The organism is Saccharopolyspora gloriosae (genome assembly GCF_014203325.1).
Classification (GTDB): domain Bacteria; phylum Actinomycetota; class Actinomycetes; order Mycobacteriales; family Pseudonocardiaceae; genus Saccharopolyspora_C; species Saccharopolyspora_C gloriosae.
Window position 1 is genome coordinate 1,293,469 of sequence record NZ_JACHIV010000001.1, and the last position, 21,239, is coordinate 1,314,707.

Below are 21,239 nucleotides of genomic sequence, written 5' to 3' on the forward strand. Positions count from 1 at the left end.
CTCAGCGGCCTTCTCGCTGCCCGTTCTCCTGATGTGGCCGCGATTTCTGATGCGTGCCGTACACGGCGAAGTCGCTGGCCACGCGAGAAGGCCGCTGAGAACCCGGCGGTGGTCTTTTTGCTCAAGCTGGTCACTGCTCAGCGGCTCCGCCGCTGACAGGACAACGAATGAAGAACGGGCCGGACGGGTGCGAACCCGGCCGGCGGGGTGAAGGAGAACGGGCCATGCCGATCCGGACGCATCGGGGGCGCGCCGCGGTCTACCGGCGGCTGTGGGGCTGGCCGCTGCGGTCGCCGAAGCACTTGGTGACCGCGGTGATCGTGCTCGCCGCGGTCGCCACCGTCGTCGGGTTCCTGCTGCCCGAGCCACCGCCGACGCGGAACTACCGCGACCAGTCGCAGAGCGCCGAGCAGCACCAGGCCGCCCCGGCGCCGCCGACCCGCACGCCCGCGCCGCCGACGTTCTCGGTGCCCGACACCCCGCCGCCGCCCGCGCCCGCCGACCCCGCCGGGCTGAAGGTCGTCGAGGCCTGGGGCAAGAAGTGGGCGACGCACCCGCCGGGCACGGCCTCGGCGCAGTGGGTCGAAGGCCTGCGCCCGTACACCACCGACGAGTTCATCACCGAGATGGCCTCGGTGGACCCCGCGAACGTGCCGTCGACGGCGATCACCGGGCCGCCGCAGCCGTTGAGCTCCACCGCGAACGCGATGAGCGCCCGGTTATCGACCGACGCCGGCGACATCGAAGTAGATCTGATGAGAACCCCGCAGGGATGGCGCGTCTCCGGCTACAACAAGGTGAGCTGACATGCGAAAACTCTTGGTGCTGGTCGTGGTGTTGTCCGGCTTCGCCGGGCTGGTCGGGCTGGGTGCGTTCGTGATCGTGCTCTCCGGCATGCAGGGCGCGCAGAGCTGGTCCGGGTGCAGCGCGGGCCTCGGCCCGTCGGGCGACGGGCGGGGCCGCGGCGAGAGCGACGCGGGCAGCCTCGACCAGGAGTCCGTGGCCATCGCCAAGGAGATCATCAAGATCGGCAAGGAGCGGAACCTGCCGCCGCGCGCGTGGCAGGTCGCGATCCAGGCGGGCAAGACCGAGTCGAACCTGGCGAACCTGACCCACGGCGACCGCGACTCGCTGGGCATCTTCCAGATGCGGCCCTCCATGGGCTGGGGCAGCGTCGCGCAGGTCACCGACGTGCAGTACCAGATCAACAAGTTCTACGACGTGCTGCTGGAAGTCCCCGACTGGGAAGGGCTGCAGCCGGGCACCGCCGCGCAGCGCGTGGAGCGCTCCGCCTACCCGCTGCGGTACCACGAGTGGGAGCCGATGGCGGCGCACCTGGTCAGCGTCGAAGGCCAGGTCTCCGGGTTCAGCGGGTGCGAGGACCTGCCCTCGGCGAGCGTGCTGGCCACCAAGGCGATCTCCTTCGCCGACCAGCAGATCGGAAAGCCCTACGTGTGGGGCGCGGCCGGGCCGAGTTCGTTCGACTGCTCCGGGCTCACCCAGATGGCCTGGAAGGAGTCCGGGGTGCACATCCCGAAGTACTCGCGGTCCCAGTACACCGACGGCGGGGCGCACATCCCGCTCGCGCAGGCCCAGCCCGGCGACCTCGTGTTCTGGGGTGCGGGCCGGGAACCGGGAGCGATCCACCACGTCGCGCTGTACCTGGGCGACAACCAGATCCTGCACGCGCCGCAGCCCGGCGAATCCGTGGAGCGCACCGAGATGTGGGACGGCGGTGAGCTGCTGCCGACCGTCGTCCGGCCCGGTGGTGACGCGCCGCCGCAGGCCGCTCCGCAGCAGCCCTCGATCCGACCGGCTCCGCCGAGCACCGGGGAGCCCGCGGGCGTGCTGCCCGCGCCCGGACCGGCGGGGTCGCAGCCGGCCGGTCACCCGGTGCGGCAGCCGGTGTAGCCGGTACCGGGCAACCGGATCAGCACCGTCCGGCGTCGTGCGAACGCGGTGCGACACGGGTGGCGCGGAAGGTTCGGACCGCTGATCGAGGCGGTTCGCTGTGGCAATCTTGGGCGGGGCCGTCCGATGGCCCGACCTGGCGGCTCAACGGGTCCGCGGCCCGCTGCGCCGCGTGCGCAGGACGAGCACCGCCGTGGCGGTGCGGATCCCGCGGCGTCCTACACCGGGAGGAAGCATGTTCACCCCAGATCCCATTCCGAGGCGTTCCGCACCTCCGGCGTCGAGCACGCCCCTGGGTGACTATCTGTCCCGCGCCGGGCACGGGGTCGACTCCGGTTACGCGGTGCTGCCCCGTTCGCTGGCGGAGTCGATGCCGCTGCCGTGGCAGCAGCACATGCGCCACCTGCTCGCCGAGTTCCACCAGGCCTTCGGGCACCTGCAGTGGCCGGTGTACCGGGTGGTGCCGTCCCGGTACGAGCGGTTGGTCGACCTCGACGACGACCAGCTCGCCGAGGTGGGCTGCACCGTGGAGGTCGGCGACAGCGGTGAGCTGGAGTACCGGATGCGCGACGGCCGCCGCATCGACAACCCGGAGACCCAGCAGGTCCTGGTGTCCTGCCTGGACCCCATTCCCCGCAGGCAGCCGGACGGGCGCCCGCCCGCGCCGGGAGCTCCGCCGCCGCCCGCGTGGTGAGCGGCGGTCGCCGCGGGTGATCAGCGGTGTGAACCGTCCGGCGGCGTGACATGAGGCGGTCTCCCGTGCGAGGCTCGGAACATGGCCCGCGATGGTTGGTACTTCTGCTTGAAGCACCAGCAGGTCGAGCCCGCCGCGGGATGCCGCGCCGCCGACCGGCTGGGGCCCTACCCTGATCGCGCCACGGCCGAGCACGCTCTGGAACTCGCCAAGGAGCGCACCGAGGCGGCCGACGAGGCCGATCGGCGCTGGGCCGAGGAGGACTGAGCTCCGATGGCGACGGCACAGGTACCACGAGGTGGCACCGATGCCGTCGCAGCACCCCGGCTGGGCGCCGGCCCGCCGCCGCATCCGCGGCGCCCCGCGGACGGCATGTGCGATTTCGCCGCCGTGCGCAAGGACTTCAGCCTTCCCGCCGAGTTCCCCACCGCCGCGCTGACGGAGGTGGAGCAGACCGTCGCGCAACCCGTGTTCGACGGGGCCAGGGTGGACGCGACGGAGTTGCCGCTGGTCACGGTCGACCCGGTGGGCGCGAAGGACCTCGATCAAGCGGTGCTGCTGACTCGTCGCGGCAACGGGTTCCGCGTCGAGTACGCGATCGCGGACGTGGCCGCGTACGTGCGTCCGGGCGGCGTGCTGGACGCGGAGGTGCGCCGCCGCGGTCAGACCTTGTACCTGCCGGACGGGAACGTGCCGCTGCACCCGACGCTGTTATCGGAGGGCGCGGCCAGCCTGCTGCCCGATCAGGTGCGGCCCGCGGTGCTGTGGACGATCGACCTGGACTCGGACGGGCTGGCGGTGCGCACGCGGGTGCGGCGGGCGCTGGTGCGCTCGGTCGCGCAGCTCGACTACGAGGGCGTGCAGCGCGCGCTGCGGGCGGGCCTCGCGCACCCGTCGATCGCGCTGCTGCCGGTGATCGGGAGGTTGCGCCGGGCGCAGGCGTTGCGGCGCGGCGCGATCGAACTGGGCCTGCCGGAGCAGCAGGTGGAGGCCGACGAGTCCGGCGGCTGGCGGGTCGCGCTGCGGCCGCGGCTGGTCGTGGAGGAGTGGAACGCGGAGATCTCCCTGCTCACCGGCATGTGCGCGGCCGAGATGATGCTGGAGGCGGGCGTCGGGATCCTGCGCACCGTGCCCGACCCGGAGCCGCCGACGGTGGCCGCGCTGCGGCGCTCCGCGGCCCGGCTGGGCGTGGAGTGGCCGGAGGACCTGCCGCCGGCGGAGGCGCTGGCGGGGATCGACCCGGTGCGGCCGGAGGCGCTGGCGGTGCACGTCGCGGCGACGCGGCTGCTGCGCGGAGCGGGCTACACCTCGTTCGAGTCGGCCGCCCCGTCCAAACCGCGCCACGCCGGGATCGGCGCCCCGTACGCGCACGTGACGGCTCCGCTGCGGCGGTTGGTGGACCGCTACGGCGCCGAGGTGTGCCTGGCGGTAGGAGAGGGTCGCGCGGTGCCGGCCTGGGTCCGGGAGGCGCTGCCCGCGCTGCCCTCCGCGATGGGCTCCTCGGACCGGGTGGCGACGCAGGTGGAGCGGGCGTGCCTGGCGCAGGCCCAGGCGTGGTCGCTGGCGGGCCGGGTGGGGTCGGTGTTCCCCGCGACGGTGCTGCGGACGGGCTCCGGCGACGGCGAGATCTTCATCCCGGAGCCGCCCGTGATCGCGCGCTGCTCGGGCGACGACCTCACCGAGGGCCAGCGGATCCAGGTCCGCCTCACTCGCGCGGACCCGCACCGCCGCGAGGTCGAGTTCACCAAGGCCTGACCACCGGCGGCGACCACCCGATCGTTCGGCGCCGGAGCGGCTGCGAAGATCATTCCGAGCGCCCGTCCGCGATCCCGCGTTCGGGTCGGCGGGTGGCGCGGCGGTGACCACCTGGGACGTCGGCACCGCTGCCCGCCCCGCCACGCGGAACGAGTTCGCAGGCACGTGCTGGGAGGCTCGTTCAGTGGGGCGAAGCACAGGGGGTTCGTCTAGCGCGGGCTCCGGTGGGTGCGGATCGTGGAAGGGCAGCGTCGCAACGTGACAACGAGGAGGCCCGTCGTGGCTGAGGTGCACGAGATGACCGTCGGTGTGCTCGGAGGCACCGGCGCGCAGGGCAAGGGCCTGGCGATCAGGTGGGCCGCGGCCGGGCTGCGCGTGGTGATCGGCTCGCGCAAGGCCGAACGCGCTCAGGACGCGGCGCGGGAGATCGCCGAGATCGCCGACGGGCAGGTCACCGGGGAGGACAACGCGGGGTGCGCCGCCGCGGCCGACGTCGTGCTGGCCGCGTTGCCGTGGGACGCGCACGCGGACACCTTGGGAGCGCTGCGCGAGCAGCTCGCCGGCAAGATCGTCATCGATTGCGTGAACCCGCTCGGGTTCGACAAGCAGGGCCCGTTCGCGCTGGACGTGCCCGAGGGCAGCGCCGCGCAGCAGGCCGCCGCGCTGCTGCCGGACTCGCGGGTCACCGCGGCGTTCCACCACGTCTCGGCGGTGACCTTGGCGGACCTGTCCGTCGAGCACGTCGACCTGGACGTGCTGGTGCTCGGCGACGACCGCGAGGCCACCGACGTGGTGCGCGAACTCGCCGACGTGATCCCCGGGGTGCGCGGCATCTTCGGCGGCCGGTTGCGCAACGCGCACCAGGTGGAGGCGCTCACGGCGAACCTCATCGCGATCAACCGCCGCTACAAGGCGCACGCGGGCGTGCGGATCACCGACGTGTGAGCTCGCGCCCCGGCGGGGCACCCTCGCGGCAGGAGGAGGGATTGGCATGGTGCGGCAGCCGACCCAGTTGCCGTCGGAGGCGGCGAGCTGGACCGACGACGAGCGGGAACGCGCCAGCCAGCTGCTCGACGGTCACGCCACCGTGGTCAACGTGCGCAAGCAGGGCCCGCACCGGCACCTGGTGCCGTGGTTGCAACGGCAGGGGCTGCTGACCTACGTCGGCCACTCCGGTCCGCGGCACTCGTGGGCGGCCTCCGAGTTCGCGAGCCCGTTCGTGGGGGAGGCGAAGTCGGACCGGGAGGCGATGGTCCGCCACTACGAGCAGTGGCTGGACCAGCAGCCCGACCTCGTGCGCCGGTTGCGCGAGGGCGAGCTCAGCGGCCGAGCCCTCGGCTGCTGGTGCGCCCCGAAGACCTGCCACGCCGACGTCCTCGCCCACCGAGCCGACTGACGACAGGAGTGAGCGGACCGTTCGTCCAACGGGATTGGGCGAACGGTCCGTTCACCGTGACTGGAGCACGTCAGGGGTGCAGTGGGGTTTGAGTGAGCGGACCGCTTGTCCAACGAGATTGGGCGAACGGTCCGTTCACTTCGAACCGGGCGCGTCGCTGACGGCGTGCGGACGAGTGAGCGGACCGTTCGTCCAACGAGATTGGTCGAAGGGTCCGTTCACTTCGAACCGGGCGCGTCGCTGACGGCGTGGGGATCAGGTGAGCGGACCGTTCGTCCAATGGGATTGGGCGAACGGTCCGTTCACTTGCGACCTGAGCCGTGACGGCGTGCCACCGGGATCGGGTGTGCCGTCAGTTGAAGGAGTGTTCTGCGGCGGGGAAGGAGCCGCCGCGGACTTCGTCGGCGAAGCGGCCAGCGGCGTCGGCGAGGACGCCGCCCAGGTCGGCGTAGCGCTTCACGAAGCGGGCGGTGCGCCCGGTGTTCATGCCCGCCATGTCCGTCCACACCAGCACTTGCCCGTCGGTGTCCGGTCCGGCCCCGATGCCGACGGTGGGGATTCGCAGTTCGGCGGTGACGTGCTTGGCGGCCTCTGCCGGAACCATCTCCAGCACGACCGCGAACGCACCGGCCTCCTGCAGCGCCTGCGCGTCGGCGAGCAGTTCCGCGGCCTGATCGCCCCGGCCCTGCACCCGATAGCCGCCGAGCCCGTGCTCGCTCTGCGGCGTGAACCCGATGTGCCCCATCACGGGAATCCCGGCGGACACGAGCGCTTCGACCTGAGCGGCGTAGCGTCGTCCGCCTTCGAGCTTGACCGCGTGCGCCCGGCCTTCCTTCATGAAGCGGGTCGCGGTGGCCAGCGCCTGCTCGGGGGAGCCCTGGTAGGAGCCGAACGGCAGGTCGGCGACGACCAGGGCGTGCTCGGCGGCGCCGGTGACGGCGCGGACCAGCGGCAGCAGTTCGTCCACGGTCACCGGTAGCGAGGACTCGTAGCCGTAGACGTTGTTGGCCGCCGAGTCGCCGACCAGCAGCACCGGGATTCCGGCCTGGTCGAAGATCCGCGCGGTGTACATGTCGTAGGAGGTGAGCATCGGCCAGTTCTCGCCGCGCTCCTTGAGCTGTTGCAGGTGGGGGATGCGAACGCGGCGCCGGGCGGGAGTGCTCCCGTACGGGGCGGCGGTTTCGCTCTGGGCGGGCTGCGAAGAGTGTGCAGCAGTCATCGTTGACCGTCCTTTTCCTCAAGGCCCGCGCTGCGGGTCCCTGGGCGTTATGCGACGTCCTTGCGCTCGCCAGGGTCGCACGCCCCGGCGCCGCCCAGGAGCCTTCGACGACGCACATCACAGCTCGGCTGGGTCCGCCGGGCGGATGCGCGCCCGGCGTTGCACCGATGCATCCCCGTTGCGCTCAGCGGAGCCAGGTGGTGGCAACCGAACGCAGCAGGCAGCGGCGTCCGTACGCACCTTCAGCCCAGTGCGTTGGGCCCTCCGGGTCAAGTCAAGATCATCTACTGGACCTGGTTCGGGCATTTTGCCTAGCCTGATCGCGTTGCAACGCACCAAAGAGGGAGCAGCATGACCGCGGCCAAAGAAGCTCCAGACATCTTGTCTCCGGAATTCGCCATCGATCCGAACCCGTCCTACCAAGTGCTGCGAGATGAATTCCCGCTGCTTTGGCACGAAGCGACCCAGAGCTACATCGTGTCCCGCTACGCGGACGTGAAGCGGGCGTTCCGCGAGCCGGTGTTCACCACTCAGAATTACGACTGGCAGCTCGAACCCGTGCACGGCCGCACCATCCTGCAGCTCGACGGCAGGGAGCACGCCGTCCGCCGCGCACTGGTCGCTCCGGCGTTCCGCGGCAGCGAGCTGCACGAGAAGTTCCTGCCGGTGATCAAGCGGAACTCCCGGGCGCTGATCGACCGGTTCCGCGGCACCGGCAGCGTGGACCTCGTCGCCGACTACGCGACCAAGTTCCCGATCAACGTGATCGCCGACATGCTGGGGCTGCGGGAGGAGGACCGCGGCCGGTTCCAGGGCTGGTACACGGCGATCATCGCCTTCCTCGGCAACCTGAGCCAGGACCCGGACGTCATCGAGGCGGGCATGCGGACCCGCACCGAGTTCGCCGAGTACATGATCCCGGTGATCCAGGACCGCCGCGAGAACCTCGGCGACGACCTGCTCTCCACCCTGTGCACGGCCGAGATCGACGGCACCAAGATGAGCGACGAGGACATCAAGGCGTTCTGCAGCCTGCTGCTCGCCGCGGGCGGGGAGACCACGGACAAGGCCATCGCCGCCCTGTTCCTGAACCTGCTGCAGCACCCGGACCAGTTCGCCGCGGTGCGCGCCGACCGCGATCTGATCCCGCAGGCCTTCGCCGAGACGCTGCGCTTCTCCCCGCCGGTGCACATGATCATGCGCCAGCCCGCGGAGGACGTCGAGCTCAGCGGTGGCGTGGTGCCCAGGGGCAGCACGGTGACCTGCCTGATCGGGGCGGCGAACCGGGACGACGGGCACTACTCGCACCCGGACCGGTTCGACGTGTTCCGGGAGGACCTGCCGGCGCGCACGGCGTTCACGGCCGCCGCCGACCACCTCTCGTTCGCGCTGGGCAGGCACTTCTGCGTCGGAGCCCTGCTGGCGAAGTCCGAGATCGAGGTCGGCATCAACGACCTGCTCGACGCGATGCCGGACGCCGAACTGGCCTCCGGTTTCGACCCCGTCGAACAGGGCGTGTTCACCCGAGGCCCGCAATCGGTCCCGGTCCGCTTCACCCCCAACTGACGGCGACCCGAACCGAACGGCGAGCGAAGCGAATCCGTGCAGTAGGGCGGGCGAAGCGCCGCTTGCTTTGCGGCCGAAGGCCGTGCCTCGCGGCGAAGCCGTGCAGTGGACGAGCGAAGCGAAGTCTGCCTTGCGGCGAAGCCGTGCCTGTATGTGCGAAGCACATAGCCCACGTCCACAAGCCGACCACCCGCGGGTTCTCAGTCGTCTTCTCGCGAGGACAGCTTTTTCCCTCGTGGCGGAGCCACTAGGGAAAAAGATCCCGCAGCGAGAAGACGACTGAGGTTCCGCTACCCGCCCCCTACGCAGAACGACCGGCTCAAGACCCCACGATGTAACTAGGACTGAACTGCACCGGTAGTGCGGCGAGCCCGCGCATCCACACCGAGGGAAGCCACACCAGCGCGTCCGGGTCGGCGGCCAGCGCCACGTCCGGCAGCCGGTCCAGCAGCACCTCGATGGCGATGCGGGAGATCACCGCACCGATCTCGGGGCCGGGGTGCGGGCAGCCGTGCTCGCCGTGCCCGAAGGACATGTGCGCGTTGTTGCCGACGGAGTCGGAGTACGCGTCCGGCCGCACCTGCGGGTCGGTGTTGGCGGCGGCGAACCCGAGCACCAGCATGTCGCCGGTGTGGATGCGCTGACCGCCGAGTTCCGTCTCCCGGGAGGCGAACCGGCCGATGAAGTTCTGCGTCGGCGTGTCCTCCCAGAGCACCTCGTTGAGCGCTTGGCCGATGGAGCGGCGACCGCCGGCGAGGGTGACGGCGAAGCGCTCGTCGGTGAGCATCAGCCGGATCGCGTTGCCGATCCAGTACGCCACCGGCTGCTGCGCCGCGGTGAGCACCACCAGGAGGTCCTGCAGGATCTCCTCCTCGGTCATGCCCGCCGGGTGCACCAGCAGCCGCGACGGCAGGTCCGCGCCGGGGTTCTCCTTCTTGCGCTCCACCAGCCGCTTCATCCGCTCCTGGATGCGCTGGTAGGCGCCGACCCCGTCGTCGCTGGCGACGGTGTCGGTGAGGTCCTGGCCCAGCTGGGCCGCCTCGTCGTCACCGAGCCCGAACAGCCGCGCCATCACGCGCAGCGGCATCGGGTGCGCGAACTGCGCCATCAGGTCGGCTTCGCCGCTGCCCGCGAACGAGTCGATCAGCTCGTCGGCGATCTGCTCGCAGATGCCGCGCAGCTCGAACTGGTCGACTTCGTCGAGGGAGTCGCCGAGGGCTCCGGTGCGGCGCTGGTGCTCGGCGCCCTCGGTGAACATCAGCGAGGGCTGGTACCCGACGAACGCCATCAGGCCCCAGTTCTCCGGGACGCGGTCCCACGCGTTCCAGCGCCGGGTGTCGCGCGCGAACAGCTCCGGGTTGCTCTCCACCTGGTGGATCTCCCGGTAGCCGAGCACGAGCCATGCGGGCACGTCGCCTTCGAGCCGCACCGGTGCGACCGGGCCGTACTCGTTGCGCATCTGCCGGTACAGCTGAGCCGGGTTCTGCTGGAACCGCGGGCCGTGCATGGCGATGGGTTCCTTGCCCATCGGGCAGCCCTGGGTGGTGGGATCGGTGGTCGGCCAGATGTCTGGATTGGTCATAGGGAATGAAGCTCCCGAGTTTCCGTTCGGACAGGGAGTAACGACCTGGCGACCGATGCACATCCGGACGCGGTGTCGGCCGGGTCCGGCTGCGGTCGGATCACCGGATGTCGCCAGGTGACGTCGGCACGCCCGGCCGCTGGCGGCGCGGAATCGTTGCCGACGACGGATGACGGCATCCCGGTGGTCATACCAGGAAGCAGGCGGGCGACCGGGGCGGCCGCCCGCCTGGTGACGGCGGGGCGGGCCCGTCGTCGCATGTCTCTCTAGTCGCCGATGATGTAGCTGGGGCTGAATTCGACGGGCAGGGCCAGCAGCCCGCGCATCCACACCGAGGGCACCCACTCCAACTCGTTCGGCGGTACCGACAGCCCGACGTCGGGCAGCCGGTCCAGCAGCACCTCGATGGCGGCGCGGGCCATCGTCTCCGCGAGCTGCGGTGCCGGGTACGGGCAGCCGCGGTCGCCGGTGCCGAAGGACAGGAACGCGTTGTTGCCGACGGAGTCCGCGTAGGACTCCGGCCGGATCCGCGGATCGGTGTTGCCCGCCGCGAGCCCCAGCACGAGCATGTCCCCGGCCCGGATCTGCCGGTCGCCGAGTTCGGTGTCCCGGGTGGCGAACCGGCCGACGTAGTTCTGGGTGGGGGTGTCCTCCCAGAGCACTTCGTTGAGCGCGTGCCCGACCGAACGCCGCCCCCCGGTGAGGGTGACGGCGAACCGCTCGTCGGTGAGCATCAGCCGCAGCGCGTTGCCGATCCAGTGCGCCACCGTCTGCTGCCCGGCGGTCAGGGTCGTGACGAGGTCCTGCGCGAGCGCTTCCTCGGTCAGCTCCGGATCGCCCTCCAGCCACCGGCTGGTGAGGTCCGGGCCCGGCAGTTCCCGCTTGCGCCGGATCAGCCGCCGGATCCGGTTCACGATGCGCTGGTGCGCCGCCGCGCTGTCGCCGTCTCCCACCGAAGCGACCATGTCCTCGAGCAGGATCGGTGCGTCGTCCCGCGGCACCCCGCACACCCACGCCAGCGCGAACAGCGGGAGCTGGTAGGCGAACTGCGAGATGAGGTCCGCCGCACCGGTCGTCGCGAACCCGTCGATCAACCGATCGGCGGTGGTCTCGCAGTACCGCTGCAGCTCGAACTGGTCGATGACGCCGAGCGCGTCCCCGAAGATCCCGATCCGCCGCCGGTACTGGTCGCCTTCCGCGAACGCCATCGACGGCTGGTACCGCACGAAGGGGTTCAGCGACCAGTCCTGCGGGACCTGGTCCCACGCGTTCCAGCGCCGGGAGTCGCGGGCGAACAGGTCCGGATTGCCGCAGACCTGGTTGATCTCGCGGTAATCACCGACGAACCAGGCGGGCACGCCGCCTTCGAGCACGATCGGGGCGACCGGGCCGTACTGCGCCCGGATCGCCCGGTACAGCTCGGCCGGGTCCTGGTGGAACCGGGTCCCGAACAGTTCGATCGCGTCGGTGCGGATCCGGCGTGCCTCCTGGTCGCTCTGCGGCCAGGCTTCGGTGATGGGATCGGGCGAACTCACGATCTGGCCCCCTGCGGGGCCGTGGCCAGCGCGTAGAGGTGGTTCACCAGGGTGATCAGCACGTGCTTGCTGGACGCGCGGTCCCGCGCGTCGCAGTCGATCAGCGGGATGTCCTCGGGCAGCGACAACGCGTTGCGCACGTCTTCGAGCGGGTGGTCCTGGGCGTCGAAGTTGTTGCGCGCGACGATGAACGGCATCCCGTGGTGTTCGAGCCGGTCGATGGCGTACCAGGAGTCCTCCAGCCGCCGGGTGTCGACGAGCACGACGGCGCCCAGCGTCCCGGAGAACAACCGGTCCCACAGGAACCAGAACCGCTGCTGACCGGGCGCGCCGAACAGGTACAGCACCCGCTCGGCGTCGAGGCTGATGCGGCCGAAGTCGAACGCGACCGTGGTCGTGGTCTTCTCCCGGACCGCGCTGGCGTCGTCGACGCCGAGGCTCGCCTGGGTCATGGTCTCTTCGGTGCTCAGCGGACGGATCTCGCTGACCGACCGGACCATGGTGGTCTTGCCCACCCCGAAGCCGCCCACGATGACGATCTTGAGACCGTCGCTGGCGGTGCTGCGCAGCGGTGCGCTCGTGGGGTCAGAGGTTGTGGAGTCCAACGAGAACCTGCTTCAAGATGTCGGGATCGGGCAGTTGCGCCTTCTTGCTCGCCGGCGCGGAAGTGGGGTGGCGTGCGGTGATCCGGTTCGTGTCGAGCAGGTCGCAGAGCAGGATCTTCACCACTCCGACGGGCATGCCCAGGTGCGAGGAGATCTCCACGACCGCCATCGGTTGCCTGCACAGCTGCAGGATCCGGATGTGCTCGGACTGCATGCCCGGCGCCGGGTCGCACTCGCTGACGATGAGCGTGACCAGGTCCAGGGACTCTTCGTCCGCGCTGCTGCGTCCCCCGGTGACGGTGTAGAGCCGGTCCGGATCTTCGTTGTCGAGGGGCCGCCAGATCATGACAACCCGCTCGGCTGGGCTTGGCGGGGCGGAGCGCTGAGGTACTCGCCGATCTGCTCGACGAGCTCGTTCATGTTGTGCCCGATGACGCCGACGTCGGAGTCCTCGTCGGCGAGCACGGCCAGGTGCGCGCCTTCACCGGCTTCGACGATGAACAGCAGGCCGCCGTGGAACTCGGTCATGGACTGCCGGACGCCGCCGCTGCCGTCGCCGAATTCGACGGACGCCCCGTAGGAGAGGCTCTGGATGCCGGAGGCGATCGCGGCCAGCTGGTCGGCCTGGTCGATGGTCAGCCCCGGGGAGTGGCAGACCTTCAGCCCGTCCTTGGACAGCACGACTGCGTGCTTGGCGCCAGGAGTGCGTCCCAGCAGGTTCTCCAGCAACCAGTCGAGATTGTGGTCGTTGGTCATCAGGGTGTCGGGGTACCCGCGTGGCCGGGTGGCCCCTGCCTCCATTCTTTCTCGTCGGCAGATTGGTCAGCGCGCGTCGTCGGCCTGCGGGCCGTCGCTGGGCCGGCTCGCCTGCCGGAACGCGCCGAATCGGGCGCCCGCGTTCGGTCGGGGCCGTGCGGGTGCGGGCGGCTGCTGGGTGTTGTCGTCGTCGGAGCCGGACACCAACGACGGGGACGCCGCGGCCAGCGTTTCGCCGCGGCGGCGCTTCGGGAGGTTCTGCAAGGTCGCCTCCGAGTTCTCGGCGGGTGCCGCGGGCTTCTCGTTGAGGTCCTGCCGGGTGAGCGTGCCGGTCGCGGTGGCGGTTCCCGCCGACGTCACCGAGCTGAGCTGCGCGGGCTGGGCCGCTCCCACGGTGCGGGTCGGGAGGGTGAACTCCTCCTGCTTTCGCGGCTGGGTGATCAGCTTGCGCGGGATCATCACGACGACCCCGGTGCCGCCGCGCGAGGACGGCCGGAACGACACGGTCAGCCCGTGCTTCCTGGCGAGGCAGCCGACGACGGCGAGGCCGAGCCGGGTGCCGTTGAGCGTGGTGAGGTCCAGCGGTTCGGTGCCGACGGCGTGCACGGCGCGCTTCATCGCCGCCTCGCTCATCACGAGCCCGCCGTCTTCGATGGTGACGATGACGCCGGAGTGGACTTCTTCCACGTAGACGTGCGCGAGTTCGGACGGCGGCGAGAAGCTGGTGGCGTTGTCCATCAGCTCTGCCAGCGCGTGCATGACGCCTTCGGCGGCGTAGCCGACGATGGCGACGGTGCTGGTGGAGTGCAGCCGGACCCGCTTGTAGGCGGCGATGCGGCCGACGGAGCCGCGCAGGATGCTCTCCATCTTGATCGGCTTGGTCCAGCGGCGGCCGGACCGGGCGCCGGTGAGCACCGCGATGCTGTCCGCGAGGCGACCGGCCTGCGCGGTGGTGTGGTCGAGTTCGAGCAGGTCGCCCAGCACCGATTCGTCGTGGCGCTCCTCCATTTCGCGGAGGCTGGCGAGCATGTTCGTCGACAGCGCCTGCATCCGGCCCGCGGCGTTGGCGCAGGCGAGCATGGCGGCGGCGCGGGCGCGTTCACCTTGGCCGATCTCCTGGCCGAGGGCGCGCAGGATGCGCTGGTGCGTGGGATTGCGGGGGTGGTCGATCTCGCCGAGCGCGGTGTCCACGGAGGACCCGGCGCGCAGTCGGGTGACCAGCGAGGGGAGGGTTTCGTCGGCGAGCTTCGCCGTGGCACCGTCGGCCTTCTCGGCGCGGGTGCGGTAGAAGGTGGCGTTCTGCAGGCCCCAGCTGGCTAACGCGAACGCGATGCTGATCAGGGCTGCGGCGATGCCGGTGCTCCAGGCGACCAGCACGGTGGCCGAGGCGGGGCTCGCGATGGCGGCCCACGTGCTCAGCGCCGCGGTCACGACCCCGGAGATCAGCAATACCAGCAGGGCTCGGGCCAGGTGGCGGCGTTTGGCCGCGGATTGGGTGTGGGTGGGTGCTGACATCAATCAGGTCCTCGTCGCGGTCGGTGGCACTGGCCTGCGCACCGCGGGCCCTCGGCGGTGCGGCGGGGGAGTCGGGCGGGGGAGGTGTTCGGCCGGGCCGACACCCGGCCACCCCTGTTTCGACTTGCTCGGTGAAATCCCGCTGATCTCCCCTGGGCTCGCGATGCTACTCACTCTCCGGGGGCTGAAAACACCGGTAGGTGATCTCGGCTGGTGGAGTGCGTGTCCCGGTTGTGGGCGCGGTGCATTGCGGGGCGCGATCGTCATTCCACCGGGTATCCGGATGCGCAACTTCCGGGTGATTTCGGTTCCGCATGAGGTGCTCAGCCGATCCATGGCCGCGCGATCCGGTCGTATGTGCCGTCGTGCTTGCGCAAGTGCAGCCACTCGTTCACGAACTGCTGGAAGACGACGTCACCGCGCGGCAGCAGATATGCCTTCTCGGAGAAGGTGAACGGTTGGTCCGGGTGCACCGCGCAGAGTTCGGGGTGGCGCCGCGCCTGCCATTTGGTCTCCGCGCCGTCAGTGATCATGAGATCGGCTCGGCCGCTGCGGATCTCGTCGAAAATCGTGTTGTTGTCCGGGTGCGGAACAATCTCCGCGCGGTGCAACCTCTCGCGTGCGAACTTCTCGTTGGTGCCGCCGGGGTTCACCACGGCGCGCACGCCGGGGCGGTCGATCTGCTCCAGCGTCCGGAATCGCGCGGCGTTCTCGCACCGCGTGATCGGCGTCTTGCCGTCGACGACGTACGCATCGCTGAAGAACGCCTCTTTCGCGCGCTTCAGCGTCACCGACACGCCGCCCGCCGCGATGTCGCACCGCTGCGCGAAGTCCGCGCTCAGCGACTCCCACGTGGTGGCGACGATGGTGGCGCGCACGCCGAGCTCGGCGGCCAGATCGCGCGCCATGTCGATGTCGATGCCGCTCCAGGCGCCGTTGGCGTCGCGATAGGTGAACGGCCGGTAGTCCCCGGTGCTGCACACCCGGAGTTCGCCGCGCTCGGCGATGTCATCCATTGTGGACCGCATTGCCGGTCCGGTGCTGCTTTCCCGTGCGGTCCCGCCTGATTCCGGGTTCGCGCCGGGACCGTTCGAATCCGCGCAGCCGGCGCCGAACAGCGCGGTCAGCGCGGCCAGTGCGGCGCTCGACGCCGCGGTTCTCCACCCCATGCGAGCCCTCCACGCGATGCCGCAGCACTGCGGCTCGCGGGGGAGACTATCCGAATCTCTGGCCCATTCGTCCACCAAGATCGGTCCAGTGGGTCGTTCACCGATTGCTCCACTTCGCGCAACCGCTGCGACCACCCGCATCCGTGCGGCGATAGGTGTTCCGAGAACGCGCGCCGCGTCGAGAAGTTGAATCTGAGACGATCACCGTCGGCGTCCGGGAATCGCGGATCTGCCCGCCGCGCCCGGTGATCCCCGCTTCGACGCGACCGTTGTTCGGATCGCTGCGGTCGTTTCTCGACCCGCGCGTCCCGAGTTCCGCGTCAACCGCCGGATGCCGTTCCGGCCGGGTTCGGCCGACCGGGCACCGGCCGCAGATCGCCGAGCTCGGCAGCCGCCTCCGCCCCGAGCGTTCGATCGCCTGGCTCCGAAACCATCGCCGTCCACATCGGCCACGGCTCCGGCCCGAGCCGAAAACCTCGCAAAAGCCCTGAAGCGCCCCGCAATTCAGCGAGAAATCGACGCTCTCCAGGACCCGGAAAAGATCATTCGGTCCACATCGCGGCAGCTCAACGAGCCGATTCGCCATGATCAGCCGAGATGCGGCCCGAACGATTCCTCGCCAAAACGCGCGAGTCGTCCGCAGCGGCGCGGGTTCGGGCCGCTCCGGGCAGGGCGTGAACGACCCGGCTCAGGGGCGGCTTTCGCGCCAGCGGTTGGTGATCGGCAGGCGCCGGTCGCGGCCGAAGGCCTTCAGCGTGATCTTGGTGCCCGGCGGGTACTGGCGGCGCTTGTACTCCGCCCCGTCGACCATCCGGATCACCCGCTCCACGAGCTCCGCGTCGAACCCGTCCGCGACCAGGTCCGAGTAGTCCCGATCGCCCTCGACGTAGCCGTCCAGCACCGCGTCCAGCACGTCGTAGGGCGGCAGCGAGTCCTGGTCGGTCTGATCGGGCCGCAGCTCCGCCGATGGCACCTTCTCGATCGAGTTCTCCGGGATCGGCGGCACTTCGCCGAGCTTCTCCGCCTCCGCGTTGCGCCACCTCGCCAGTTCCCACACCAGCGTCTTCGGCACGTCCTTGATCGGCGCGAACCCGCCGACCGCGTCGCCGTAGATCGTGGAGTAGCCGACCGCCAGCTCCGTCTTGTTCCCCGGCGCCAGCACCAGGTGACCGTGCTGGTTCGACATCGCCATCAACGTGATGCCCCGGCAGCGGGCCTGCACGTTCTCCTCCGCGAGCCCCGTCAAGCCCAGCGGCCCGACGAACGCCGCGACCATGTCCGCCACCGGACGCTCCTCGAAGTGGCAGCCCAACCGGCGGGCCAGCTCGGCCGCGTCCGACCGGGAGTGCTCCGAGGAGTAGTGCGACGGCATCGACACCCCGTGCAGCGCGTCCGGCCCCAGCGCGTCCGCGGCCAGCGCTGCGCACACCGCCGAGTCGATGCCCCCGGAAAACCCGAACGTCACCGACCGGAAACCGTTCTTGTGCACGTAATCCCGCAAGCCCGTCACCAGCGCCGCCCAGGTCTCGGCGAGCTCCGGCAGCGGCTCCACGCCGGGCGGAGCGGGCAGCGGCTCGTAGGCGGGCAGCGGATCGGGCTGCAGCACCGTGCGCGTCACGTCGAACGCGGGCATCCGGATCCGGCCCGGCTGCTCCGGCACCGTCGTGGCCGTGTGCCCGCCGGCGGGCACGTCCACGTCCAGCACCAGCAGGTGCTCGGTGAACTGCGGCGCCCGCGCGAGCACCTCGCCGTCGGCGCCCATCACGATCGAATCGCCGTCGAAGACCAGGTCGTCCTGCGCGCCGACCATGTTCACGTACGCGATCGGCGCACCCGCCTCCGCGGCCCGGCGCGCCACCAGCGGAACCCGCACGTCGTCCTTGGAGCGCTCGTACGGCGAGGAGTTCACGCACACCACGAGGTCCACGCCGACCTGGCCCAGCGCGGCCACCGGGCCGCCGTTCTGCCAGATGTCCTCGCAGATCACCACGCCGATGTCCAGGCCGTGCAGCTTCACGATCGGCAGGTCGAAGCCCGGCGCGAAGTACCGCGCCTCGTCGAACACGCCGTAGTTCGGCAGGTGGTACTTGTCGTAGGTCGCCACGACCTCACCGCCGAACAGCAGCGAAGCCGAGTTGCGCACCCCTTCGTCGTCGCGGTCCAGGTGGCCCACCACGACCAGCGCGTCCCCGCACCCGGCTTCGCGCAGGTTCACCGCCAGCGCGTCGATCGCGGCGCGGTTCGCCGCGGCGAACGACTTGCGCAGCGCCAAGTCCTCCACCGGGTATCCGGCGAGCACCGTTTCCGGGAAGGCGACCACGTGGGCGCCTTCCTGCACGGCCCTGCGGGTCCATTCCAGGACCATCGCCGTGTTCCCGGCGATGTCCCCGACGGTCGCGTTGACCTGGGCTAGAGCGAGGCGCAGCTGCGGCATGAACGTCATCTTCGCGCACGCGCCGGACGAAGTCCCACCGCCCGTGACGAAGCCGACGCCGAACGCGTGACACCATCCCCCGAATGAGTCGCTTGCTGACCGCCGGATGCGCGCTGTTGCTGCTCAGCGGTGCTGCCGCCTGCGCCCCCTCGCCGTCGAGCGGACCGCTGCTGCAGCCGCGCACCGAGCGCAGCGGCCCGGCGGGCGCGGTCCCGGCCGGTCTGGAGGAGTTCTACGGCCAAGAGCTCGACTGGGGCCCGTGCGCGGAGTACGCCACCACCAGCGCCGACCAGGGCGTCTACCAGGACCGGACGCTGGAGTGCGCCCGGTTGCGCGTGCCGCTGGACTACGAGCGGCCGGAAGGCCGCCAGATCAACATCGGCGTGCTGCGCAAACCGGCGACCGACCCGGACACCCGCATCGGCTCGCTGCTGATGAACCCCGGCGGCCCCGGCGCCTCCGGCATGAGCGCCGCCGCGAGCCTCGCCCCCACCTTGGAGCCCACCGACCTCGGTGAGCGCTTCGACCAGATCGGCTTCGACCCGCGCGGCATCGGCGCCAGCGAACCCGAGGTCCGCTGCCTCACCGACGAGGAGTGGGACGCCGACCGGCTCGACTCCGACGCCGACACCTCCCCGGAGGGCACCGCGCAGACCGAGCGGGAAGTGCGCGACTACACCGGCAAGTGCGTGCAGCGGACCGGCGAGGACGTGCTCGCCCACGTCGGCACCCGCGACGTCGTCCAGGACATGGACGTGCTGCGCTCCGCGCTCGGCGATCCGCAGCTGACCTACCTCGGCTACTCCTACGGCACCCGCATCGGCTCCGCGTACGCCGAGCGGTTCCCCGGCAACGTGCGGGCGATGATCCTCGACGGCGCCATCGACCCCGGCCAGGACGCCATCGAGCAGCAGGTCATGCAGGGCGCCGGCTTCCAGCGCGCCTTCGAGTCCTTCGCACGGTGGTGCGCCGGGCAGAACCAGTGCGCCCTCGGCGCCGACCCGTCACGGGCCGTCCCGGCGTTCCAGCGACTCGCCCGGCCGCTGCTGGAACACCCGGTGCCCGCGGGCGACCGGGAGCTCTCCTACACCGACGCCACGACCGCGGCCGTCCAAGCGCTCTACGCGCAGAGCATGTGGCCCGCGCTCAACACCGGCCTCGGTGAGCTCGCCCAGGGCCGCGGCACCGTGCTGCTGACCCTCGCCGACTCCTACTACGGCCGTGAGGCCAACGGCTCCTACAGCAACATCACCGACGCGTTCAACGCCGTGCGCTGCGTCGACGATCCGCGCGTCACCGACCGCGCCGTGCTGCGCGAAGCGGACCGCCGCTACCGCGAGGCGGCGCCCTTCCTCGACGACGGCCTGCCCGCCAACAGCGCCATGGACATGTGCTCGTTCTGGCCCGTGCCGGTCACCGGCGACGCGGCCCAACCCCAGGTGCAGGGCCTGCCGCCCACCCTGGTGATCTCGACCACCGGCGACCCGGCCACGCCCTACGACGCGGGGGTCAACCTCGCGAAGGCGCTGCGCGGCAGGCTGCTCACCTTCGAAGGCACCCAGCACACCGCGTTCCTCCAGGGCAACTCGTGCGTGGACGACGCGGGCATCGACTACCTGACCGAGCTCGAACTGCCCGCGGACGGCACCCGGTGCAAGTGACCCGCCACCGCGACCGGCCGCGGAACCGGACGGTAACGAGGACTCAACGCGCACGGTCGGGCGTCGCGGGAACCGCAGGAATTAGGCTGCGAGCATGAACCGCCAGCAGGAGTTCGTGCTCCGCACCCTGGAGGAACGTGACATCCGCTTCGTGCGGCTGTGGTTCACCGACGTCCTCGGCATCCTCAAGTCCGTGGCGATCTCGCCCGCCGAACTCGAGGGGGCCTTCAGCGAGGGCATCGGGTTCGACGGCTCCGCCATCGAAGGATTCTCACGGATCTACGAGTCGGACATGGTCGCCAAGCCCGACCCGACCACGTTCCAAGTGCTGCCCTGGGAGACGCCCGACGGCGAGCACTACTCGGCCCGCATGTTCTGCGACATCGCGATGCCCGACGGCTCCCCGTGCTGGGCCGACCCGCGCCACGTCCTGCGCCGCACCCTGTCGAAGGCCACCGAAGCCGGGTTCACCTGCTACGTGCACCCCGAGATCGAGTTCTTCCTGCTGAAGAACCTGCCGACCACCGGGGTCGAACCGGAACCCGCCGACTCCGGCGGCTACTTCGACCAGGCCAGCCACGACGCCGCCCCGCACTTCCGGCGCAACGCCATCGAAACGCTCGAAGCGATGGGCATCTCCGTCGAGTTCAGCCACCACGAGGGCGCCCCCGGCCAGCAGGAGATCGACCTGCGCTACGCCGACGCGCTCACCATGGCCGACAACGTGATGACCTTCCGCTACACCGTCAAGGAGGTCGCCCTCATGCAGGGCGTGCACGCCTCCTTCATGCCCAAGCCGTTCACCGCGCAGCCCGGTTCCGGCATGCACACCCACTTCAGCCTGTTCGAAGGCGACCAGAACGCCTTCTACCACCCGGAGAACCCCTACGAGCTCTCCGACACCGGGCGGGCGTTCGTCGCGGGCATCCTCACCCACGCGCGCGAGATCAGCGCCGTCACCAACCAGTGGGTGAACTCGTACAAGCGGCTCATCGTCGGCGGCGAGGCGCCCACCGCGGTCTGCTGGGGCCACGCCAACCGCTCCGCGCTGGTGCGGGTGCCGATGTACTCGCCCGGCAAGTCCTCCTCGCGGCGCGTCGAGGTCCGCAGCCCCGACTCGGCCTGCAACCCGTACCTGGCGTACGCGGTGATCCTCGCCGCCGGGCTGCGCGGCGTGGAGAAGGGCTACGAGCTGCCGCCCGCCACCGAGGACGACGTGTGGTCGCTGACCGAAGGCGAGCGCAAGGCCGCCGGGTACGCCAGCCTGCCGCAGAACCTCAACGACGCGTTGAGCGAGATGGAGAACTCCGAGCTGGTCGCCGAAACCCTCGGCGAGCACGTCTTCGACTTCTTCCTCCGCAACAAGCGCAACGAGTGGGACTCCTACCGCAGCCGCGTCACGCCGTACGAGCTGCAGAGCCTGATGCCGATGTTGTGACCG

General features: G+C 70.7%; 19 protein-coding genes. 10 read left to right on the top strand and 9 right to left on the bottom strand.

The annotated features are described in order from the left end of the window. Positions 1 to 224 precede the first annotated feature (224 nt). The 7 genes from BJ969_RS05905 (at position 225) to BJ969_RS05935 (ending at position 5,756) form a co-directional block, all read left to right on the top strand. Positions 225 to 806 (top strand): hypothetical protein, encoded by a 582-nt coding sequence (locus BJ969_RS05905; protein WP_184477839.1) that lies wholly within the window; start codon positions 225 to 227, stop codon positions 804 to 806. 1 nt (position 807) lies between these two features. Continuing rightward, on the top strand, positions 808 to 1,911 hold the full coding sequence (locus BJ969_RS05910; protein ID WP_184477840.1) for a C40 family peptidase: 1,104 nt from the start codon (positions 808 to 810) through the stop codon (positions 1,909 to 1,911). A gap of 235 nt (positions 1,912 to 2,146) precedes the next feature. Further along, positions 2,147 to 2,605 (top strand): hypothetical protein, encoded by a 459-nt coding sequence (locus BJ969_RS05915; protein WP_184477841.1) that lies wholly within the window; start codon positions 2,147 to 2,149, stop codon positions 2,603 to 2,605. 81 nt (positions 2,606 to 2,686) lie between these two features. Beyond that, positions 2,687 to 2,872, top strand: coding sequence for a hypothetical protein (locus BJ969_RS05920; protein ID WP_184477842.1), 186 nt, complete (start codon positions 2,687 to 2,689; stop codon positions 2,870 to 2,872). Positions 2,873 to 2,878: 6 nt separating this feature from the next. Then, a complete protein-coding gene (locus BJ969_RS05925; protein WP_184477843.1) occupies positions 2,879 to 4,360 on the top strand; it encodes an RNB domain-containing ribonuclease in 1,482 nt (493 codons plus the stop codon). Positions 4,361 to 4,639: 279 nt separating this feature from the next. Continuing rightward, positions 4,640 to 5,305, top strand: a complete 666-nt coding sequence (npdG, locus tag BJ969_RS05930) for an NADPH-dependent F420 reductase (protein ID WP_184477844.1) — start codon at positions 4,640 to 4,642, stop codon at positions 5,303 to 5,305. 46 nt (positions 5,306 to 5,351) lie between these two features. Then, entirely contained in the window at positions 5,352 to 5,756 is a 405-nt protein-coding gene (locus BJ969_RS05935) for a DUF4326 domain-containing protein (RefSeq protein ID WP_184477845.1), read from the top strand. Positions 5,757 to 6,108: 352 nt separating this feature from the next. Here the strand turns inward: BJ969_RS05935 and panB are convergent, their stop codons facing one another. Beyond that, on the bottom strand, positions 6,109 to 6,975 hold the full coding sequence (gene panB / locus BJ969_RS05940; protein WP_184477846.1) for a 3-methyl-2-oxobutanoate hydroxymethyltransferase: 867 nt from the start codon (positions 6,973 to 6,975) through the stop codon (positions 6,109 to 6,111). 351 nt (positions 6,976 to 7,326) lie between these two features. Between panB and BJ969_RS05945 the strand changes: the two genes are divergently transcribed. Beyond that, complete coding sequence (locus BJ969_RS05945) at positions 7,327 to 8,541, top strand: cytochrome P450 (protein WP_184477847.1); 1,215 nt, start codon at positions 7,327 to 7,329, stop codon at positions 8,539 to 8,541. A 319-nt stretch (positions 8,542 to 8,860) separates the two neighbouring features. Here the strand turns inward: BJ969_RS05945 and BJ969_RS05950 are convergent, their stop codons facing one another. The 8 genes from BJ969_RS05950 to BJ969_RS05985 all read right to left on the bottom strand — a co-directional run bounded on the left by BJ969_RS05950 (position 8,861) and on the right by BJ969_RS05985 (position 18,137). Continuing rightward, positions 8,861 to 10,048 carry a cytochrome P450 gene (locus BJ969_RS05950; RefSeq protein ID WP_221316204.1) on the bottom strand — a complete coding sequence of 396 codons (1,188 nt, stop codon included), beginning with the start codon at positions 10,046 to 10,048 and terminating at the stop codon, positions 8,861 to 8,863. A 341-nt stretch (positions 10,049 to 10,389) separates the two neighbouring features. Next, entirely contained in the window at positions 10,390 to 11,658 is a 1,269-nt protein-coding gene (locus tag BJ969_RS05955) for a cytochrome P450 (RefSeq protein WP_343071250.1), read from the bottom strand. After that, a complete protein-coding gene (locus BJ969_RS05960) occupies positions 11,655 to 12,263 on the bottom strand; it encodes a GTP-binding protein (protein WP_184477848.1) in 609 nt (202 codons plus the stop codon). The genes BJ969_RS05955 and BJ969_RS05960 overlap by 4 nt, the downstream gene beginning before the upstream one ends. Further along, positions 12,244 to 12,609: a DUF742 domain-containing protein gene (locus tag BJ969_RS05965; protein WP_184477849.1), complete on the bottom strand. Its 366-nt coding sequence runs from the start codon at positions 12,607 to 12,609 to the stop codon at positions 12,244 to 12,246. Before BJ969_RS05965 ends, BJ969_RS05960 begins: the two co-directional genes overlap by 20 nt. Then, the gene (locus BJ969_RS05970; RefSeq protein WP_416309445.1) at positions 12,606 to 13,019 is read right to left on the bottom strand and encodes a roadblock/LC7 domain-containing protein; all 414 of its coding nucleotides are present in this window, start codon (positions 13,017 to 13,019) and stop codon (positions 12,606 to 12,608) included. The genes BJ969_RS05965 and BJ969_RS05970 overlap by 4 nt, the downstream gene beginning before the upstream one ends. A 66-nt stretch (positions 13,020 to 13,085) precedes the next feature. Then, on the bottom strand, positions 13,086 to 14,534 hold the full coding sequence (locus BJ969_RS05975; protein WP_184477850.1) for a sensor histidine kinase: 1,449 nt from the start codon (positions 14,532 to 14,534) through the stop codon (positions 13,086 to 13,088). Between the two features lie 323 nt (positions 14,535 to 14,857). Beyond that, complete coding sequence (locus BJ969_RS05980; protein ID WP_425503529.1) at positions 14,858 to 15,844, bottom strand: transporter substrate-binding domain-containing protein; 987 nt, start codon at positions 15,842 to 15,844, stop codon at positions 14,858 to 14,860. 547 nt (positions 15,845 to 16,391) lie between these two features. Then, on the bottom strand, positions 16,392 to 18,137 hold the full coding sequence (locus BJ969_RS05985) for an NAD+ synthase (protein ID WP_184477851.1): 1,746 nt from the start codon (positions 18,135 to 18,137) through the stop codon (positions 16,392 to 16,394). An 83-nt stretch (positions 18,138 to 18,220) separates the two neighbouring features. On the opposite strand from BJ969_RS05985, the gene BJ969_RS05990 reads away from it, so the two are divergent. Together BJ969_RS05990 and glnA are read left to right on the top strand one after the other, a co-directional pair. Continuing rightward, positions 18,221 to 19,798, top strand: a complete 1,578-nt coding sequence (locus tag BJ969_RS05990) for an alpha/beta hydrolase (protein WP_184477852.1) — start codon at positions 18,221 to 18,223, stop codon at positions 19,796 to 19,798. Positions 19,799 to 19,892: 94 nt separating this feature from the next. Further along, positions 19,893 to 21,236, top strand: coding sequence for a type I glutamate--ammonia ligase (glnA, locus tag BJ969_RS05995; RefSeq protein WP_184477853.1), 1,344 nt, complete (start codon positions 19,893 to 19,895; stop codon positions 21,234 to 21,236). Positions 21,237 to 21,239 lie beyond the last annotated feature (3 nt).

Excerpts from the sequence above, each read along its gene's own strand:
- BJ969_RS05905 (WP_184477839.1), top strand. The coding sequence starts at position 225 with ATGCCGATCCGGACGCATCGGGGGCGCGCCGCGGTCTACCGGCGGCTG.
- BJ969_RS05910 (WP_184477840.1), top strand. The coding sequence starts at position 808 with ATGCGAAAACTCTTGGTGCTGGTCGTGGTGTTGTCCGGCTTCGCCGGG.
- BJ969_RS05915 (WP_184477841.1), top strand. The coding sequence starts at position 2,147 with ATGTTCACCCCAGATCCCATTCCGAGGCGTTCCGCACCTCCGGCGTCG.
- BJ969_RS05920 (WP_184477842.1), top strand. The coding sequence starts at position 2,687 with ATGGCCCGCGATGGTTGGTACTTCTGCTTGAAGCACCAGCAGGTCGAG.
- BJ969_RS05925 (WP_184477843.1), top strand. The coding sequence starts at position 2,879 with ATGGCGACGGCACAGGTACCACGAGGTGGCACCGATGCCGTCGCAGCA.
- BJ969_RS05935 (WP_184477845.1), top strand. The coding sequence starts at position 5,352 with ATGGTGCGGCAGCCGACCCAGTTGCCGTCGGAGGCGGCGAGCTGGACC.
- panB (WP_184477846.1), bottom strand. The coding sequence starts at position 6,975 with ATGACTGCTGCACACTCTTCGCAGCCCGCCCAGAGCGAAACCGCCGCC.
- BJ969_RS05945 (WP_184477847.1), top strand. The coding sequence starts at position 7,327 with ATGACCGCGGCCAAAGAAGCTCCAGACATCTTGTCTCCGGAATTCGCC.
- BJ969_RS05950 (WP_221316204.1), bottom strand. The coding sequence starts at position 10,048 with ATGCACGGCCCGCGGTTCCAGCAGAACCCGGCTCAGCTGTACCGGCAG.
- BJ969_RS05965 (WP_184477849.1), bottom strand. The coding sequence starts at position 12,609 with ATGATCTGGCGGCCCCTCGACAACGAAGATCCGGACCGGCTCTACACC.
- BJ969_RS05970 (WP_416309445.1), bottom strand. The coding sequence starts at position 13,019 with ATGACCAACGACCACAATCTCGACTGGTTGCTGGAGAACCTGCTGGGA.
- BJ969_RS05975 (WP_184477850.1), bottom strand. The coding sequence starts at position 14,534 with ATGTCAGCACCCACCCACACCCAATCCGCGGCCAAACGCCGCCACCTG.
- BJ969_RS05980 (WP_425503529.1), bottom strand. The coding sequence starts at position 15,844 with ATGCGGGTGGTCGCAGCGGTTGCGCGAAGTGGAGCAATCGGTGAACGA.
- BJ969_RS05985 (WP_184477851.1), bottom strand. The coding sequence starts at position 18,137 with ATGCCGCAGCTGCGCCTCGCTCTAGCCCAGGTCAACGCGACCGTCGGG.
- BJ969_RS05990 (WP_184477852.1), top strand. The coding sequence starts at position 18,221 with ATGAGTCGCTTGCTGACCGCCGGATGCGCGCTGTTGCTGCTCAGCGGT.
- glnA (WP_184477853.1), top strand. The coding sequence starts at position 19,893 with ATGAACCGCCAGCAGGAGTTCGTGCTCCGCACCCTGGAGGAACGTGAC.